Origin of the sequence: Pseudomonas sp. Pc102, from assembly GCF_018408275.1 — a bacterium.
Taxonomy (GTDB): Bacteria; Pseudomonadota; Gammaproteobacteria; order Pseudomonadales; family Pseudomonadaceae; genus Metapseudomonas; species Metapseudomonas tohonis.
On the sequence record NZ_AP021905.1, the window covers coordinates 5,096,498 to 5,113,470 of the forward strand.

Sequence of the window (16,973 nt, forward strand, 5' to 3'; positions counted from 1 at the left end):
GAAGTCTCGGATTCGCCTCTTGGGGCCAATCTCAGTATCGGGTTTCGGCGTCGTTGAGCGGCCAAAAGGTTGATCAAGATACACAGCACCCCTATGCCGCACAAGCCACCGAAAGTCGGATAAGAAGCCCCTTCAGCCGGTGTTCCTGAGCCCCGCCGCGATACCCGCCACACTCACCAGCAACGCCTGTTCCAGGGGGCCTTCGGCAGCGTTTTCCGCGCGCCTGGAACGGGCCAGAAGCTCCGTCTGGAGCAGGTGCAACGGGTCGAGGTAGGTGTTGCGCACACTGATGGCCTCACGGGTCTCCGGACTGGACGCCAGCAGCTCGGACTGACCGGTCAGGCCTAGTACGGTCGTACAGGCCTGCGACAATAGGTCGCGTAGATGCGCACCCAGCGGCAACAGCCGCTCTTCCACCAGCCGCATGTCATAGCGTTCGGCGATGGTGGCATCGGCCTTGGCCAGGACCATTTCCAGCATGTCGATGCGGGTGGCGAAGAACGGCCAGTGCTCGCGCATCTCCTGCAGCAGCGCCATCTCGCCCCGTTCCACCGCGTTGCGCAACGCACGCTCCCAGCCCAGCCAGGCCGGCAGCATCAGCCGGGTCTGTGTCCAGGCGAAGATCCAGGGGATCGCCCGCAGGCTTTCCACGCCACCGGCGCGGCGCTTGGCCGGGCGGCTGCCCAGGGGCAGGCGCCCCAGCTCCTGCTCGGGCGTGGCCTGGCGGAAGTACTCGACGAATTGCGGATGCTCGCGCACCACCGCGCGGTAGCCGGCCACGCCTTCGCCGGCCAGGCGGTCCATCGCCGCGCGCCATGCGGGCTCGGGTTGCGGTGGCGGCAACAGGGTCGCCTCCAGCACGGCGGCCAGGTAGAGGTTGAGGTTCTGCACGGCGATGTCCGGCAGGCCGAACTTGAAGCGGATCATCTCGCCCTGCTCGGTGGTGCGGAAACGCCCTGCCACCGAGCCCGGCGGTTGCGACAGGATCGCCGCGTGGGCCGGGCCGCCGCCACGCCCGACGGTGCCGCCTCGGCCATGGAACAGCAGCAACTCGACCTGGTGCCGGCGGCAGGTTTCCACCAGCGCCTCCTGCGCGCGGTACTGGGCCCAGGCGGCGGCCGTGGTGCCGGCGTCCTTGGCCGAGTCGGAATAGCCGATCATCACCTCCTGCGGGCCATGCAGGCGTGAGCGGTAGCCGGGCAGCCCGAGCAGCCGCTCGATGGCCGGTGCGGCGTTGTCGAGGTCCGCGAGGGTCTCGAACAGCGGCACCACGCGGATCGGCCGTTGCAGCCCGGCCTCCTTCAGCAGCAGTTGCACGGCCAGCACATCGGACGGCGCACCAGCCATGGAGATGACGTAGGAGCCCAGGGACGCCGCCGGCGCCGCAGCCACCACGCGGCAGGTGGCGAGCACTTCGGCGGTGTCGGCGGACGGCCGGAAGTGCGGCGGCAGCAGCGGCCGGCGGTTGTCCAGCTCGCGCTGGAGGAAGGCCAGGCGCGCGTCTTCGTCCCAGGCCGCGTAGTCGCCCAGGCCGAGGTAGTCGGTGATCTCCGCCAGGGCCGCACGGTGGCGCGCGGAGTCCTGGCGCACGTCGAGGCGGACCAGGAACAGCCCGAAGCACGCCGCCCGGCGCAAGCAGTCGAGCAAGGCACCGTCGGCGATCACGCCCATGCCACAGGCGTGCAACGAGTGGTAGCAGAGCTCCAGGGGTTCGAGCAGTTGCTGGTTGTCCTGCAGCACCTCGGGGCCGGGCGCCACCTCGCCCTGCAACGCCGCCTGGGCCCAGGCCCGGGTCGCCCGCAGGCGCTCGCGCAGCTGCTTGAGCAGGGCGCGATAGGGCTCCGGATGCACGCCCACCCGCACGCGCAACTCATCACTGGCCTGGTGCATGGAAAGCTCGGCGGCCAGGTGGTCGACATCGCGCAGGTAGAGATCGGCGGCCATCCAGCGCGCCAGCAGCAGCACCTCGCGGCTCACCGCCGCGGTGACGTTGGGGTTGCCGTCGCGATCGCCGCCCATCCACGAGGCGAAGCGCACCGGTGCGGCGGAGAGCGGCAGGTGCAGGCCGGTGGCGGCGAACAGCGCGCGGTCGGTCTGGCGGAGGAATTCCGGCAGCGCCTGCCAGAGGGAATGCTCGATCACCGCGAAGCCCCACTTGGCTTCGTCCACCGGCGTCGGCCGGCTGCGGCGGATCTCGTCGGTGAACCAGGCCTCGGCGATCAGCCGCTCCAGCGCGGTATGCACCCGCGCCCGCTCGCCCTCGCTGAGGTCGCCGTGGTCCTGGGCCGCCAGCTGCGCGGCCATGGCGTCGTATTTCTGGATCAGCGTGCGCCGCGCCACCTCGGTCGGATGCGCGGTCAGCACCAGCTCGATGTCCAGCCGCGCCACCTGCCGCGCCAGCTGCTCCGGCGAATGGCCGGCGGCGCCCAGGCGCTGCAACAGCTCGGGCAGCACGCGGTTCTCGAAGAGTTCGGGTTCCTGCGGCCCACGCCGGCGGATACGGTGGTACTGCTCGGCGATGTTGGCCAGGTTGAGGAACTGGTTGAAGGCACGGGCCACCGGCAGCAGTTCGTCGGCCGTGAGCCCGTCGAGCGCCTCGTTGAGCTGCTGCTCGCCCTGCCGTGAGCCCTTGCGGGCCGCCTTGGCGCCCTTGCGGATGCGCTCAATCTTGTCCAGGAAGGCCTCGCCCTGCTGGGCGCGGATGGTGTTGCCCAGCAATTCGCCGAGCAGGTGAACGTCTTCGCGCAGGCGTGCGTCGATTTCCGCCATGACAGGCTCCCCAGAGAGATGTCGAGCGTCCAGAGTGCCGAGGGCGCCATCGACTTACAAGGGTGCGACGCCATGCCGCTGCATGGCCCCCGGCGAGCTAGGCTCAAAGCAGGCGGGCACCAGAAGTGCCCGCCGGCCGACGGTCTACGCCGCCGACCTCCAGCAGATGCCCGCCACGAGCGGGCCCGGCACGAGGTGACCATGAAGATCCGCGAACTGATCCGCCATTGGGAAAGCAACGCCAAGGGTCGCCTGACCCGCAGCCGCTACAACATCCACCTGGACGTGGAATCCGCGGCGCGACTCGCCGCCCTCAACGAGATGTACCCCAAGCGCAGTATCGAGGAGCTCCTGGGCGAACTGCTCGGCTGCGCCCTCGAAGAACTCGAGGCCAGCCTGCCCTACGTCAAGGGCAGCCAGGTGGTGGCGACCGACGAGCAGGGCGACCCGCTCTTCGAGGACATCGGCCCCACGCCACGCTTCCTCGCCCTTTCACGCAAGCACCTGCGCCTGCTCGAACAGCAGCAGGGCAGCATCGAGCACTGACGTTCCCGAACCCGGCCCCCGCAACGGGGGCCGCTTCAACTTCCTCGCCATCCTCCCGCACAGGCTCGCACGGCTCGAACACCGTGCCAGCGCCTCCATCTCTCGGCCGCAGGCCTTGCGCTGCGGGGCTTCCAGCCATTCTCCGTAAATTTTATTGAACATTTTCGAAAAGCGCCCTGTCACAAAAGACAAGCCAGCGCATCAACCATTGATCGGCGAATTTTTGGCGGAAAATCGTCGATTTAGCGGTCAAAAGCATGCACCTGGTAGGCAAGTTGCCATGAGAAACGAAATGGCGTGGTATTTCCAATGGAGCTGAACATCATGAAGACAAGCCCTGCTGTAACGATTCGCAGAACAGTCATGACCGCCCTGGTAGCAGGCGGCACCGTGCTGCTCGCCGGTTGCGCCGGCAATCCGCCCACCGAGCAGTTCGCCGTGACCAACACCGTGGTCAAGAGCGCCGTCAGCGCGGGTGCCCCGCAATACGCGCCGGTCGAGATGAAGACCGCCCAGGACAAACTGGCCCAGGCCGAAAACCTGCTGCGTGAAGAGCGTTACGACGAAGCCCGCCGCATCGCCGAGCAGGCCGAGTGGGACGCCCGTGTCGCCGAGCGCAAGGCCCTGGCCACCAAGGCCCAGAAAACCCTGGACGACGCCCAGAAGGGCGTCCAGCAGATTCGCGAGGAAGGCTCGCGCCAGCCGATCATTCTGCAGTGATCCGCGCCGCCCTCTTTCCGCATCGATAAGGATGATCCGTCATGAACAAGCTGATCACAGTTTCCGCCCTCTCCGTACTCAGCCTGGCGCTGGTGGCCTGCGCCTCCAAGCCCAACCCCAACCTTGACCAGGCCCGCAGCAACTATTCCGAGCTGCAGGCCGAGCCGCAAGCCAGCACCCTGGCCGCGCTGGAAACCAAGGAAGCCGGCGACATGCTGAGCCGTGCCGAGCAGGCCTACGCCGACAAGCAGGACCAGGTGCAGGTCGACCAGCTCGCCTACCTCACCAACCAGCGCGTCGAACTGGCCCGCCAGACCATCAAGCAGAAGGCCGCCGAAGAGGCCCTGGCCAACGCGCCGGCCCAGCGCACCCAAGCCCAGCTGGATGCCCGCAACCAGCAGGTGGACGTGCTGGTCAACCAGCTCAAGGCCAAGCAGACCGACCGTGGCCAGGTGGTGACCCTGGGCGACGTGCTGTTCGAAGTGGACCGTGCCGAGCTGACCCCCAACGGCATGAACAACGTCCAGCAACTGGGCAACTTCCTGGTGCAGAACCCGGATCGCCAGGTGGTGGTGGAAGGCTTCACCGACAACACCGGCACCGTCGACCACAACCTGCGCCTGTCCCAGGCCCGCGCCGACTCGGTACGTCGCGCCCTGGTGGCCATGGGCGTGAACCCGACGCGGGTCACCACCCACGGTTTCGGCAAGGACTACCCGGTGGCCAGCAATGACACCGCCTCGTCCCGCTCGCTGAACCGCCGCGTGGAAGTGACCATCGCCAACGGTCCCGGCCCGGTCGCCCCGCGCGCCGCGCTCTGATCCGTCGCCAACGGAAAAGCCCGCCGCCAGGCGGGCTTTTTTGTGCGCGACTTGGCGCCACGCCGATCACCGCTCCCGCAAAACCGGCCGCCTCGCTAGAATGCATGCCCATCGCCTTCCGGAGATCAGCGACCATGTCGCCCACCCCACCTCCACGTCATTTCCTGGCACTCGCCCTGTGCGCCGCCCTGCCCTTCGCCGCGCAGGCACAGGCGACACGCTTCGACGGCTATGAAGCCTTCTACCGCTCCCTCGGCGACAACACCTTCGAAGGCCCCGGCAGCCCGCTTCACCTGGCCTGCACCGAGGCGCAGCAGTGCCTGTGGGTCAACGCCATGGCGGCAGCGGTGAAGCGCTACGACTCCGAGCTATGGAGCATACCGGGCGAGCTGCCGGACGCGGCTCCGGCCGGCATGCCCGAGATCGCCTTCGACGGCCAGCGCCTGGACATCGGCGAACGCCACTGGCTACTGGGCGAAGCCGTCGAGCTCGCCCCGGCGCAATGGCGAGTCGGGGCGTCGATGGACCCGGAGGGGCTCTACGGCATCACGGCCTGGCGTAGAGGTGAAGCCTATTGCCTGGAGCTGCCCGCCAAGGGCAACGGCCGCGCCGACCGCTACACCCAGGTCCTGCTGGTGCACGATCAGGCGCTCTACGACCTGCCACCACTGTTCGCATCCTGTGCGGCAGTGCGCGAAGCCCCCCAGGGCGGCTTCCTCTACCCGGACAACGTCTACCTCGAAGAAACCGTCGATAACGAGCCGATTGGCCTGCGGGTGGACTACCTGCAACCCGGCAGCAAGACACCCGCGGAACACCATCGCCTGCAGTTCCCCGATCCACAGAACCCCTTCGTGTTCGAAGTCCGGTAGCCCGAGGATGGCGGTGCTGCGCACCGCTTGGCGAATGAAGTCGCCCCTACAAAGAGCCTGCCGAGCCATCGCATGGACATGACCGCTGTGAAGGGTGGATGACGCTCTTTTCATCCACCAGGCGCAATCGTGTGCGGCACACCGTTGCAGAGGAAACGCCGCGCCCTCAATGCCGCTTGTGCACCCCCGGCACATGCAGGTGCCCCGCCTCGGCGCAGGAATCGGAAATCACGCTCGGCGGCGCCGGCTGCTCCAGTTCGCGGAGGATGCCGCAGGACTCGCTGCTGCCGGCGGTCTGGCAATGGGCACGCAGCTGGCGCAGTTGCTCCTGCAGCGAACGCAGCTCGGCGATGCGCACCTCCACATGGTGGATATGCTCGTCGATCAGCCGGTTGGCGGCGGTGCAGTCCGCCTCGGGGCTGTCGCGCAGGCGCAGCAGTTCGCGGATCTCCTGCTGGGTCATGTCCAGCGAACGGCAATGGCGGATGAAGGCCAGGCGCTCGACATGCGCCTGGGTGTACTGGCGGTAGTTGCCCTCGCTGCGGGCAGGCTCGGGCAAAAGGCCTTCGCGCTCGTAGTAGCGGATGGTTTCCACCGGGCAGTCGGTCAGTCCCGCCAGCTCGCCGATCTTCATCGTTCCATTCCCCTGCTTGACTCTGTAGTTGCTACAGGGTGTGCAATGAGCACCATTCCCGTCAATGGAGTCCCGCGATGAGCAAGGACAACTGCTGCAACCACGACCATTCGAGCCTGGCCGGCAGCCCGGCGCGGCACGAACATGGCCACGGGCACGATCACGATCACGATCACGATCATGGCCATGCTCGCGCGCAGCCTGCCGAGATGAAGGATGCGACCGATTCGCCGCTCGGCGAGCTGCGCTGGAGCAGCCTGCGCATCGAGGCCATGGACTGCCCCACCGAGGAGCGCCTGCTGCGCGACGCACTCGGCAAGGTCGCGGCCATCGAGGCGCTGGAATTCAACCTGATGCAACGCGTGCTGAAGGTGCAGCACCGCTTCGCCGAGCTGGCGCCGTTGCAGAAACTGGTGGCCCAACTGGGCATGCAGGCCGAACCGCTGGACACCGCCGCACCACCTGCCAGGGCCGCCGACAAACCCTGGTGGCCGCTGGCCCTGGCCGGCGTCGCCGCACTGGCCGCCGAGGCCTGCGAATGGTTCGGCTTCGGGCCCGCCTGGCTGGAGGCCGCCCTGGCGCTGCTGGCCATCGTCACCGCCGGCCTGCCCACCTACCGCAAGGGCTGGATCGCCCTGAAGAACCTCAACCTCAACATCAACGCACTGATGAGCATCGCCGTGACCGGCGCCATGCTGATCGGCCAGTGGCCGGAAGCGGCCATGGTCAGCGTGCTGTTCGCCCTCGCCGAGCTGATCGAGGCCAAGTCGCTGGACCGCGCGCGCAACGCCATCCGTGGCCTGCTCGACCTCGCCCCGCAGCAGGCCACCGTGCTGGTGGACGGCCAGTGGCGGGAAATCCCGGCCAGCGACGTAGGCCCCGACGCCCGGGTGCGGGTGCGCCCCGGCGAACGCATCGCCCTGGACGGCGAGTTGCTGGCCGGCCGCTCCGGCGTCAACCAGGCGCCCATCACCGGCGAGAGCCTGCCGGTGGACAAGGAGCCGGGCGACCCGCTGTTCGCCGGCACCATCAATGGTGAAGGCGAGCTGGAATACCGCGTCACCCGTGCCGCCAACGACAGCACCCTGGCGCGCATCATCCATGCGGTGGAAGAGGCCCAGGGCACCCGCGCGCCGACCCAGCGCTTCGTCGACAGCTTCTCGCGCATCTACACCCCCACGGTGTTCGCCCTGGCGTTGCTCACCGCCGTGCTGCCGCCGCTGCTGATGCAGGGCGCCTGGCTCGACTGGGTGTACCGCGCCCTGGTGCTGCTGGTGATCGCCTGCCCCTGCGCCCTGGTGATCTCCACCCCGGTGACCCTGGTCAGCGGCCTGGCCGCCGCCGCGCGCCGTGGCGTGCTGGTCAAGGGCGGCGTGTTCCTGGAAATGGGCCGCCAACTGGCCTGGGTCGCCCTCGACAAGACCGGCACCCTCACCGAAGGCCGCCCGCAGCAGACCGACTACCTGCCCCTGCGCGAGGGCGCCGGCCGCGACCCGCGCCGTCTCGCCGCCAGCCTCGCCGCCCGCTCGGACCACCCGGTGTCGCAGGCCCTGGCCCGCGCGGCGGAAACCGACGGCATCGCCCTGTATGGCGTCGACGAGCTGGCCGCGCTGCCGGGGCGCGGGGTCCGGGGCGTGATCGATGGCCAGCCCTACCACCTCGGCAACCACCGCCTGGTGGAAGAACTGGGCCTGTGCTCGACGACCTTGGAAATGCGCCTGGATATCCTCGAGCGCGAAGGCAAGACCGCCATCGTCCTGCTCGACGCCGAAGGCCCGCTGGCGCTGTTCGCGGTGGCCGACGGCGTGCGCGAGACCAGCCGCGAAGCGGTGACCGAGCTGCACGAACTGGGCGTACGCACCCTGATGCTGACCGGCGACAACCCGCACACCGCCGCCGCCATCGCCGCCCAGGTGGGCATAGATGAAGCCCTGGGCAACCTGTTGCCCGAGGACAAGCTGCGCGAAGTGGAACGGCGCCAGCAGGGCGGCCAGCGCATCGGCATGGTCGGCGACGGCATCAACGACGCGCCCGCCCTGGCCCGCGCCGACATCGGCTTCGCCATGGGCGCCGCCGGCACCGACACCGCCATCGAGACCGCCGGCGTGGCGCTGATGGACGACGACCTGCGCAAGCTGCCGCTGTTCATCCGCCTCTCGCGCCGTACCCACGCGGTGCTGGTGCAGAACATCGTCCTCGCGCTGGGCATCAAGGCCCTGTTCCTCGCCCTCACCCTGGCCGGCATGGGCACCCTGTGGATGGCCGTGTTCGCCGACATGGGCGCGAGCCTGCTGGTGGTGTTCAACGGATTGCGGTTGCTGCGCGGGGCGCGCTGAGCGAATGGCGGCGCTGCGCGCCGCTTGGCGACTAAAGTCGCCCCTGCAACAGCAGCCGGCCCCGCCGTAGGGGCATGACCGCTGCGTAGGGTGGAGGTCGCTTTTTACCTCCACCACGCGGCGACAGGATCGGCACGGGTCATGCCAGTTGCGCAGCCCGGGCTCCACCAGGCGGAGCCCGGGTCAGCCGCCGGCTCAGGCCAGGGCTTCGCGGTAGAGGCGCGCCATGTCCTCGGAGAAGGCCACCAGCACCGCCCGCTGCAGGGTGCTGCCGGCCGGGCGCGGGCGGCGCAGCTCGGCGATGGCGACCTGCGCGGCGGCGTGCAGTGGATAGCCGTAGATGCCGCAGCTGATGGCCGGGAAGGCGATGCTGGCCAGACCTTCGGCCTCGGCCAGGGCCAGGCTGTTGCGGTAGCAGCCGGCGAGCAGCTCGGGCTCGCCATTGTCGCCCCCGCGCCAGACCGGCCCGACCGTGTGGATCACGAAGCGCGCCGGCAGGCGGAAGCCCGGGGTGATGCGCGCCTCGCCCGTGGGGCAGCCGCCGACGATGCGGCAGTGGGCGACGAGTTCCGGCCCCGCCGCGCGGTGGATCGCGCCATCGACGCCACCGCCGCCGAGCAGGGAGGAATTGGCCGCGTTGACGATGGCGTCCACGTCCAGGTGGGTGATGTCGCCCTGCCAGACCTCGATCTTCATCGCGTCCTCACTTGACCTCTTGCGGGGTCTCCTGGCCCATGCAGCGCACGGCCTGCTTCTTGTTGTTCACCAGCACGCCGGTCAGGCCCTTCTGCTCGGTGTCGAACAGCACCAGGACGCCATCGATGCACTGGGCGACCTGGGTGGCCGGGGTCAGGGAAATCTTGTAGTCCTCGCCCGGGATGGTCTTGAGCATGGTGAAGTCGGACAGCAGCAGCGCATCTTCCGGTTTGGCGAAGTGCAGGTAGCCGTAGTACCAGAGGACCATCACGGTGCCGATGATGGTGCCGACGCCGGTGAGGATCAGCGGGATGGGGTTGCGTTCGCTCATTGGGGACTCTCTGTATTCGGGACTTCAGCCAGCCGTCGCAGCCCGACGAAACCTTTCGGGTCTTCGAGGTAGCGCAGCATCACCTCCCGCCAGGTGGGGTCGGCGAAGGTCTGCACATGGCCACCGCGAGTCGGCTGGAACACCCGCGGCGGCGGCGCAGCTTGATACAAGCGCACGCCGTTGGAAAGAGGCACCACCGGGTCGTCGATGCTGTGGTAGATCAGCATCGGCAAGCCTTGCAGCGTGGAAATCGCGCCGATCGCGCTGTCGCCATCAGGCACCAGCCAGGACAGCGGCACCTGGAGCGGCCAGGTTAACCAGCCATTGCCCAGGGTGAATTGAGCCACGTCACGGTAACTGGCCGGCACGCCGTCGAGCACCAGGGCGCGCAGCTGGGCGCGGCGCTCGGGGTGTTCGCCCAGGTAATGCACCGCCAGGGCGCCACCGAGGCTCTGGCCGAGCAGCACCAGGGGCTTGCCGCTCACCTCGGGGGCCTGGTCGAGCCAGGCGAAGGCGGCGTCGATGTCCTGGTAGACCGCCGGCAGCGAGGCGCTGCCCTCGGAGCGGCCGTAGCCCCGGTAGTCCAGTAGCAGCACCTGGTAGCCCTGCTCGGGCAACCACCAGCTGCCACCCAGGTGCGAGGCGACGTTGCCGCCGTTGCCGTGCAGGTGCAGCACCGTGCCCTTGACCGCCTTGCCCGGCGCCGCCGGCAGCCACCAGCCGTGCAGCCGCACGCCATCGGCGGTGAGCAGTTGGACGTCGCGGTAGGCCAGGCCGGCGCGCTCCGGGGTGAAGGGCAGCTGGCGCTCGGGGTAGAACAGCAACCCGCTGCAGCCCTGCAGCAACAGGAGCAGCAGCAGGACGCCGGGACGGATCACTTGCCGCCGGCGCGGGTTTCCTCGCGCGCCTTGAAGGTGGCTTCGTAGATGCGCTCGGCCAGGCGCGAGAACGGCAGGCTCTGGATCCACACCGTGCCGGTGCCCTTGAGGGTCGCCAGGAGGATGCCCTCGCCGCCGAAGAGCATGCTCTTCAGCCCGCCGGCCAGGCCGATGTCGTAGTCGATGCCGCTGGTGAAGGCCACCAGGCAGCCGGTGTCCAGGCGCAGGGTCTCGTTGTTCAGCTCCTTGCGGATCACCGTGCCGCCGGCATGCACGAAGGCCAGCCCATCGCCTTCGAGCTTCTGCAGGATGAAGCCCTCGCCCCCGAAGAACCCGGCACCGATGCGCTTGTTGAAGGCGATGCCGATCTGGGTGCCGTGGGCGGCGCAGAGGAAGGCGTCCTTCTGGCACACCAGGCGCCCGCCGACCTGGGCGAGGTCGATGGGCACCACCGTGCCCGGGTAGGGCGCGGCGAAACCGACCCGCTGCTGGCCGCGTCCTTCGTTGGTGAAATGGGTCATGAACAGCGACTCGCCGGTGAGCAGGCGCTTGCCCGCTCCCCACAGCTTGCCCAGCACGCCGCTGGAAGAGCCGTCGCCCATGCGCGCCTCGAAGCGGATGCCTTCGGTCATGTAGTTCATCGCCCCGGCTTCGGCGATCACCGTTTCCTGCGGGTCGAGGATGATCTCCACGGTCTGCGCCGAAGCGCCGAGGATTTCGTAGTCGAGTTGATGGCTGGGCATGTGGGAACCTTCGGTTGGCTGCAAGCTGCAAGCTTCAAGCGGCAAGAGCACCAGGGATTCGCCCCTTGCGGCTTGTCGCTTGCAGCTTGCCGCTCTAGAGAATATTCGCGTAATCCGCCTCGATGCGGTCCAGGCTCAGGTGGTTGAGGAAGTTGGAGAAGCACATCCAGGCCGACAGCGCGTTGAGGTCGCGGAACTGCGGCGGCAGGTACTTGGGCGGTGCCACCAGGCCTTCGTCCACCAGTTGGCGCAGGGTGCGCATGTCTTCCAGGGTGGTCTTGCCGCAGAACAGCAGCGGGATCTGCTCCAGCTTGCCCTTGCGCACGGCGAGCTGGATGTAGTTGTAGATCATGATGAAGCCCTTCAGGTAGGACAGGTCCTTGGTGAAGGGCAGGCCGTCCGGCGAGGAGCCGCGGAACACCCGGCTGGCGCTGCCGTAGCTCTCGGCCATGCCGTAGCCCTGCTCGCGGTAGAAGTGGTAGACCTCGAGGAAGTCGGCCCCCTCCTCCGCCATGTGGATGGCGCGGGTGCGGTTGGTGAGCTTGCGCAGGCGCGTGGGGTAGGAGGCGAAGGCGATCACCTCCATGAGGATGGCCAGGCCTTCCTGTGTCACGGTGGAGGACGGCGGGCCCTTGGCCAGGAAGGTACAGATCGGCTGGTTCTGCCCGTTGAGCGTGGTGCCGACGTGCACCAGGCCCTCGTGCACTTCCAGGGCGCGCACGTCGCGCTCGTTGAACATGGCGTCGGCGCGCACCTTGATGTAGTCGGCACCTGCGGCGGCGTCGGCGACGATGCCGTCGGACTCGAACACGCGGATGGTGTCGTCGCCCTCGCCGAACACCGCGCTCAGGCGGCTCTGCAGCATGGCCACGGCGTCCTTGGCCGTGAGCGTCTTCGGCTCGTCCTTGAGGTCGCCCCGGTCGTCGATCTTGTTCAGGTAGTCCGAGAGCATCAGCCCCAGGTCGGAAAGGGTCGGGTCACCGGCATGGAAGGCGTCGGTGGCGGCGCCGTAGAGTTCCTGGGAGATCAACCCAAAGTCTGCGGTGCCGCGCGCTTCGAGCATGCGGATCACCATGCGGTATTCCTTGCACATGCGCCGCATGATCTGCCCCACCGGGTTGAACTGCCCCAGTTGGCGGGTGATGTCGCGCTCGATGTTCTGGAATTCCAGCTTCTTCGCCGAGGAGTCGAAGGCCAGCGGCCGGCTCTCGTAGTAGGCGCGGTCCACCTCGGGCATGGCCTTGCCCTTGTGCTTGAGAAAGCCCTGGCGAACGCTGTCGTCCCACTTGATGGCATCCAGCACGCGGATCGGCGTCTGCGCGTGGACGATGCGGTCGGACAGGGTGCGGACGATGTTCTGGTAGTCGTCGGGCAGTTTGCGCCGGCTCATGCTCACTCCTCGGTGGAACGCTGGTAACGCGCCACCTCGACGAAGACGTCGGAGTTGGCCGGGTCGTCCAGCCAGGCCTGGATCTTCTCCCAGGGCGTGGTCAGCAACACACCGTCACCGTCGGGCATCTCCACGCTGGCGCCTTCGAAGGTGCCGTGCTCCAGCTCCTGCTGCAGGCGTTCGACATCGAGGTTGTAGACCACCAGTTCGTTGTCGGTGGTCAGCTCGAAGCCGGCGACCGCGAAGTTGGCGCCCCACTTTTTCGGCAGCCCGGCGGAGAGGTACCAGCGGCGGCCGTGGTGGGCGACGGTGAAGCCGTATTCCTGGAGGCTGTCGAGGTTGTCCTTGCTGCCCTCGTAGGAGCGGGCCTTGTAGAGGTTGGAGCCGGCGCGGCTGATCTCCAGGTAGAGGCGTTCGCCCCATTCGTCCTTGCGCGTCCAGTCCCCCAAAAGCGGGATCGGTGCCGGCTCGTGGGCCGGGATCGGGTCCCGCAAGGTGACCAGGCACCCGCTCAATAGCAGGAAGGACAGGGCGACCAATGCGCGCCAGGGTTTCATTTCGCTCTCCTTGTGACCATGAAAAACCCCGCAAGACAGGTGGCCTGAATGCGGGGTCTCGTACCGTGTCCTAGAGCCCCATCACCAGATAGAGGTAGCGCTTGAGCACGGCTCGCATCTCGTCGATATCGAGGTTGTCCACCCCATCGAGCAGGCCCTGATATTCCATCCGCAGAATGATGGCCGTCAACACCTTGGCGTCCTCCGCCGGCTCATCCGAACCCAGCACCTGGAAGAAGTGCTCGGCGCCCTGGGAGAGGATTCCGCGATGGGCGTCGGCCAGCGGCCGCAGGCCCTGGTTGATCAGCGCCTCCTGGCGGAACGCCTGCTCGGCCAGCAGCTGCACGCGGTTCTCGATCAGCTGGCGGCGCACGTACTGGATCGCCATCTCGACGATCTCGTCGGTCATCTGCCGCCGCGAGGCGCCGTCGCGGCTCAGTGCCGCCGCCATGCCCTGCAGGTCACCCTCGACGCTGCCCCAGAACGCGGCCATGGCTTCGGCGCTGCGTTCGACGAACTGGGCGAAGGTGTCGGTGATCAGGTCGTTGATGTCCTTGAAATAGTAGGTGGTGGCCGAGAGCGGCACTTCCGCCTCCGCCGCCACCGCGCGGTGCCGCACCGCGCGCACGCCGTCGCGCACGATGATGCGCATGGCGGCATCGAGGATCGCCTGGCGGCGTTGCTCGCTGCCCTGCCGGCTGGCCTTGCGACCCTGGTACTGGACACTTTCGGCGAGGGCGCTGGCCGCCTGGGCGGCGCTGTCGCTACGGGACGACTTGGGCAAGATTCATGGACCTCCGGGTTCGGCTGGGATGCAAGACAGTTTTGACCATTTATCCGGCTATTCAACTCATCGCCGGCCAAGAAAAAACCGCCCGAAGGCGGCTTTTCTCACACGTCAGGCCTGGGGCCGCATATGCGGGAACAGGATGACGTCACGAATAGACGGCGAATTGGTCAGCAACATCACCAGGCGATCGATACCGATGCCCTCGCCCGCGGTGGGCGGCATGCCGTACTCCAGCGCGTTGACGAAGTCGGCGTCGTAGTGCATCGCCTCGTCGTCACCGGCGTCCTTCTCCTTGACCTGCAGCATGAAGCGCTCGGCCTGGTCTTCGGCGTCGTTGAGCTCGGAGTAGGCGTTGGCGATCTCGCGGCCACCGATGAACAGCTCGAAGCGGTCGGTGACGCTCGGGTCCTGGTCGTTGCGGCGGGCCAGCGGGGAGACCTCGAAGGGGTACTGGGTGATGAAGTGCGGCTGCTCCAGCTTGCTCTCCACCAGCTCCTCGAAAATCATCACCTGCAGCTTGCCCAGGCCTTCGTGGCCGAGGACCTTGGCGCCGGCGGCCTTGGCGATGGCGCGGGCCTTCTCGACGTCGTTGAGGTCGGCGGCGGTGATCTCCGGGTTGTACTTGAGGATGGCGTCGAACACGGACAGGCGGGCGAAGGGCTCGCCGAAGTGGAACACCTTGTCGCCGTAGGGCACGTCGGTGCTGCCGAGCACGGCCTGGGCCAGCTCGCGGAACAGCTCCTCGGTCAGGTCCATGTTGTCTTCGTAGTCGGCGTAGGCCTGGTAGAACTCGAGCATGGTGAACTCGGGGTTGTGCCGGGTCGAGACGCCTTCGTTACGGAAGTTGCGGTTGATCTCGAAGACCTTCTCGAAGCCACCGACCACCAGGCGCTTGAGGTACAGCTCCGGCGCGATGCGCAGGAACATGGCCATGTCCAGGGCGTTGTGGTGGGTTTCGAAGGGCTTGGCCGCCGCGCCGCCGGGGATGGTCTGCAGCATCGGGGTTTCCACTTCGAGGAAACCGCGCTCGGACAGGAAGCGGCGGATGTGGGCGATGACCTGGGAGCGCACGCGGAAGGTGTGGCGGGTTTCCTCGTTGACGATCAGGTCGACGTAGCGCTGGCGGTAGCGCTGCTCGGTGTCGGTCAGGCCGTGGTGCTTGTCCGGCAGCGGGCGCAGGGACTTGGTCAGCAGGCGCACGCTGGTCATGTCGACGTACAGGTCGCCCTTGCCGGAACGGGCCACGGTGCCCTCGGCGCCGATGATGTCGCCCAGGTCCCAGGTCTTGATCTCGGCCAGGGTCTCTTCCGGCAGGGTCTTGCGGTTCACGTAGACCTGCAGGCGGCTGGTGCTGTCCTGCAGGACGATGAAGGAACCGCGGTTGAGCATGATGCGACCGGCGACCTTGACCGGGATGGCTGCGGCTTCCAGCTCTTCCTTGGTCTTGTCCGCGTACTGTTTCTGCAGGTCCGCGAAGTAGGCGTCGCGGCGGAAGTCGTTGGGGAAGGCGATGGCCTTGGCCTCGCGCACGGCGGCAAGCTTTTCCTTGCGCTGGGCGATCAGCTTGTTCTCTTCCTGTTGCAGTTCGTGCTGGTCGGGTTGTTGGTCGCTCATGGTCTTGGTGGTTCCTGCTTCGGCGTTTTGGCGCCTGGTGAAAAGTTATCGCTTGGCAAGGGCTGTGAAGGGAGGGCGGGCGCAGGTCAGGTGCTATCAACGCAGCCCGACCAGGCCCGGCCGTCTCAGAGACCCTGCTTGAGGCTCGCTTCGAGGTACTCGTTCAGATCGCCGTCCAGCACCTTGTCGCAGTCGCTGCGCTCGACGCCGGTCCGCAGGTCCTTGATGCGCGACTGGTCGAGCACGTAGGAACGGATCTGGTGGCCCCAGCCGATATCGGACTTGGTGTCTTCCAGCGCCTGGGAGGCGGCGGTGCGCTTCTGCATCTCCTGCTCGTACAACCGGGCCCGCAGCATCTTCATGGCGGTGTCCTTGTTGGCGTGCTGGGAGCGTTCGTTCTGGCACGCGACCACGGTGTTGGTCGGTACGTGGGTGATACGTACCGCCGAGTCGGTGGTGTTCACGTGCTGGCCGCCGGCGCCGGAGGAGCGGTAGGTGTCGATCCGCAGGTCAGCCGGGTTGATCTCGATCTCGATGTTGTCGTCGATCTCGGGGGAGACGAACACTGCGGTGAACGAGGTGTGGCGACGGTTGCCGGAGTCGAACGGGCTCTTGCGCACCAGGCGGTGCACGCCGATCTCGGTACGCAGCCAACCGAAGGCGTACTCGCCCTTGATGTGCACGGTGGCGCCCTTGATGCCGGCGACTTCGCCCTCGGACAGCTCAACGATCTCGGCGGCGAAGCCGTTCTTGTCGGCCCAGCGCAGGTACATGCGCAGCAGCATGTTGGCCCAGTCCTGGGCCTCGGTGCCGCCGGAACCGGCCTGGATGTCGAGGTAGGCGTTGTTGGGGTCCATCTCGCCGCTGAACATGCGGCGGAACTCGAGCTTCTCGAGGATCTCGCGCAGGCGTTCGACTTCGGCGGCGACGTCGTTCACGGCGCCTTCGTCGTTCTCCTCGACCGCCATGTCGAGCAGGTCGCGGGAGTCGGCCAGGCCGCCGGTCAGCTCATCCAGGGTCTCGACGATCTGCGCCAGTTGCGAGCGCTCGCGGCCGAGATTCTGGGCGTACTCCGGGTTGTTCCAGACGTTGGGGTCTTCGAGTTCGCGGTTTACTTCGACGAGACGATCATGCTTGTGATCGTAGTCAAAGATACCCCCGAATGGTCTGGGTGCGGTCGGAGAGGTCCTTGATGCTGTTCAGGATCGGGTTGATTTCCATGGCTGGAAGCGCTCTCAGGCAAAACTTTCGGAAAAGCCGGCGAGTATACCCGACT

General features: G+C 67.4%; 16 protein-coding genes. 5 read left to right on the top strand and 11 right to left on the bottom strand.

The window, feature by feature from the left end; all coding sequences use genetic code 11:
* Nucleotides 1-132: 132 nt before the first annotated feature.
* Nucleotides 133-2,769 carry a phosphoenolpyruvate carboxylase gene (ppc, locus tag PHLH3_RS23300; protein ID WP_213625947.1) on the bottom strand — a complete coding sequence of 879 codons (2,637 nt, stop codon included), beginning with the start codon at nt 2,767-2,769 and terminating at the stop codon, nt 133-135.
* Nucleotides 2,770-2,970: 201 nt separating this feature from the next.
* On the opposite strand from ppc, the gene PHLH3_RS23305 reads away from it, so the two are divergent.
* From PHLH3_RS23305 to PHLH3_RS23320, 4 genes are all read left to right on the top strand, one after another.
* A complete protein-coding gene (locus PHLH3_RS23305) occupies nt 2,971-3,315 on the top strand; it encodes a pilin assembly protein (protein ID WP_213625948.1) in 345 nt (114 codons plus the stop codon).
* A 309-nt stretch (nt 3,316-3,624) separates the two neighbouring features.
* Complete coding sequence (locus tag PHLH3_RS23310) at nt 3,625-4,035, top strand: DUF4398 domain-containing protein (RefSeq protein WP_213625949.1); 411 nt, start codon at nt 3,625-3,627, stop codon at nt 4,033-4,035.
* A 41-nt stretch (nt 4,036-4,076) separates the two neighbouring features.
* Complete coding sequence (locus tag PHLH3_RS23315; RefSeq protein ID WP_213625950.1) at nt 4,077-4,856, top strand: OmpA family protein; 780 nt, start codon at nt 4,077-4,079, stop codon at nt 4,854-4,856.
* A gap of 134 nt (nt 4,857-4,990) precedes the next feature.
* Nucleotides 4,991-5,728 (top strand): hypothetical protein, encoded by a 738-nt coding sequence (locus PHLH3_RS23320; RefSeq protein ID WP_213625951.1) that lies wholly within the window; start codon nt 4,991-4,993, stop codon nt 5,726-5,728.
* Between the two features lie 166 nt (nt 5,729-5,894).
* On the opposite strand, the gene cadR is transcribed toward PHLH3_RS23320, so the two are convergent.
* Nucleotides 5,895-6,362, bottom strand: coding sequence for a Cd(II)/Pb(II)-responsive transcriptional regulator (cadR, locus tag PHLH3_RS23325; protein WP_213625952.1), 468 nt, complete (start codon nt 6,360-6,362; stop codon nt 5,895-5,897).
* A 209-nt stretch (nt 6,363-6,571) separates the two neighbouring features.
* Here cadR and PHLH3_RS23330 point away from each other — a divergent pair, with 209 nt between their 5' ends.
* Entirely contained in the window at nt 6,572-8,698 is a 2,127-nt protein-coding gene (locus PHLH3_RS23330) for a heavy metal translocating P-type ATPase (protein WP_244863096.1), read from the top strand.
* A 195-nt stretch (nt 8,699-8,893) separates the two neighbouring features.
* On the opposite strand, the gene PHLH3_RS23335 is transcribed toward PHLH3_RS23330, so the two are convergent.
* The 9 genes from PHLH3_RS23335 to prfB form a co-directional block, all read right to left on the bottom strand.
* On the bottom strand, nt 8,894-9,394 hold the full coding sequence (locus PHLH3_RS23335) for an O-acetyl-ADP-ribose deacetylase (RefSeq protein WP_213625954.1): 501 nt from the start codon (nt 9,392-9,394) through the stop codon (nt 8,894-8,896).
* 7 nt (nt 9,395-9,401) lie between these two features.
* Nucleotides 9,402-9,725 carry a hypothetical protein gene (locus PHLH3_RS23340; protein ID WP_111262298.1) on the bottom strand — a complete coding sequence of 108 codons (324 nt, stop codon included), beginning with the start codon at nt 9,723-9,725 and terminating at the stop codon, nt 9,402-9,404.
* Complete coding sequence (locus PHLH3_RS23345; protein ID WP_213625955.1) at nt 9,722-10,603, bottom strand: alpha/beta hydrolase; 882 nt, start codon at nt 10,601-10,603, stop codon at nt 9,722-9,724. The genes PHLH3_RS23340 and PHLH3_RS23345 overlap by 4 nt, the downstream gene beginning before the upstream one ends.
* A complete protein-coding gene (locus tag PHLH3_RS23350) occupies nt 10,600-11,346 on the bottom strand; it encodes a TIGR00266 family protein (RefSeq protein WP_213625956.1) in 747 nt (248 codons plus the stop codon). The genes PHLH3_RS23345 and PHLH3_RS23350 overlap by 4 nt, the downstream gene beginning before the upstream one ends.
* 94 nt (nt 11,347-11,440) lie before the next feature.
* On the bottom strand, nt 11,441-12,736 hold the full coding sequence (locus PHLH3_RS23355; RefSeq protein WP_213625957.1) for a flavohemoglobin expression-modulating QEGLA motif protein: 1,296 nt from the start codon (nt 12,734-12,736) through the stop codon (nt 11,441-11,443).
* Between the two features lie 2 nt (nt 12,737-12,738).
* Entirely contained in the window at nt 12,739-13,293 is a 555-nt protein-coding gene (locus PHLH3_RS23360; RefSeq protein WP_213625958.1) for a hypothetical protein, read from the bottom strand.
* Nucleotides 13,294-13,363: 70 nt separating this feature from the next.
* Nucleotides 13,364-14,077, bottom strand: a complete 714-nt coding sequence (locus PHLH3_RS23365) for a TetR family transcriptional regulator (RefSeq protein ID WP_173176089.1) — start codon at nt 14,075-14,077, stop codon at nt 13,364-13,366.
* Between the two features lie 114 nt (nt 14,078-14,191).
* Nucleotides 14,192-15,697 carry a lysine--tRNA ligase gene (lysS, locus tag PHLH3_RS23370; RefSeq protein WP_173176087.1) on the bottom strand — a complete coding sequence of 502 codons (1,506 nt, stop codon included), beginning with the start codon at nt 15,695-15,697 and terminating at the stop codon, nt 14,192-14,194.
* Between the two features lie 125 nt (nt 15,698-15,822).
* A protein-coding gene (prfB, locus tag PHLH3_RS23375; RefSeq protein ID WP_173176085.1) for a peptide chain release factor 2 occupies nt 15,823-16,918 on the bottom strand; the annotation gives its coding sequence in 2 pieces (ribosomal slippage) (nt 15,823-16,845 and nt 16,847-16,918; 1,095 coding nt in all).
* Nucleotides 16,919-16,973: the final 55 nt, after the last annotated feature.

What these genes read in the sequence shown, in the direction of transcription:
- cadR (WP_213625952.1), bottom strand. Translation starts at nt 6,362, where the DNA reads ATGAAGATCGGCGAGCTGGCGGGACTGACCGACTGCCCGGTGGAAACC.
- PHLH3_RS23340 (WP_111262298.1), bottom strand. Translation starts at nt 9,725, where the DNA reads ATGAGCGAACGCAACCCCATCCCGCTGATCCTCACCGGCGTCGGCACC.
- lysS (WP_173176087.1), bottom strand. Translation starts at nt 15,697, where the DNA reads ATGAGCGACCAACAACCCGACCAGCACGAACTGCAACAGGAAGAGAAC.
- ppc (WP_213625947.1), bottom strand. Translation starts at nt 2,769, where the DNA reads ATGGCGGAAATCGACGCACGCCTGCGCGAAGACGTTCACCTGCTCGGC.
- PHLH3_RS23335 (WP_213625954.1), bottom strand. Translation starts at nt 9,394, where the DNA reads ATGAAGATCGAGGTCTGGCAGGGCGACATCACCCACCTGGACGTGGAC.
- PHLH3_RS23315 (WP_213625950.1), top strand. Translation starts at nt 4,077, where the DNA reads ATGAACAAGCTGATCACAGTTTCCGCCCTCTCCGTACTCAGCCTGGCG.
- PHLH3_RS23330 (WP_244863096.1), top strand. Translation starts at nt 6,572, where the DNA reads ATGAAGGATGCGACCGATTCGCCGCTCGGCGAGCTGCGCTGGAGCAGC.
- PHLH3_RS23320 (WP_213625951.1), top strand. Translation starts at nt 4,991, where the DNA reads ATGTCGCCCACCCCACCTCCACGTCATTTCCTGGCACTCGCCCTGTGC.
- PHLH3_RS23310 (WP_213625949.1), top strand. Translation starts at nt 3,625, where the DNA reads ATGGAGCTGAACATCATGAAGACAAGCCCTGCTGTAACGATTCGCAGA.
- PHLH3_RS23360 (WP_213625958.1), bottom strand. Translation starts at nt 13,293, where the DNA reads ATGAAACCCTGGCGCGCATTGGTCGCCCTGTCCTTCCTGCTATTGAGC.
- PHLH3_RS23355 (WP_213625957.1), bottom strand. Translation starts at nt 12,736, where the DNA reads ATGAGCCGGCGCAAACTGCCCGACGACTACCAGAACATCGTCCGCACC.
- PHLH3_RS23305 (WP_213625948.1), top strand. Translation starts at nt 2,971, where the DNA reads ATGAAGATCCGCGAACTGATCCGCCATTGGGAAAGCAACGCCAAGGGT.
- PHLH3_RS23350 (WP_213625956.1), bottom strand. Translation starts at nt 11,346, where the DNA reads ATGCCCAGCCATCAACTCGACTACGAAATCCTCGGCGCTTCGGCGCAG.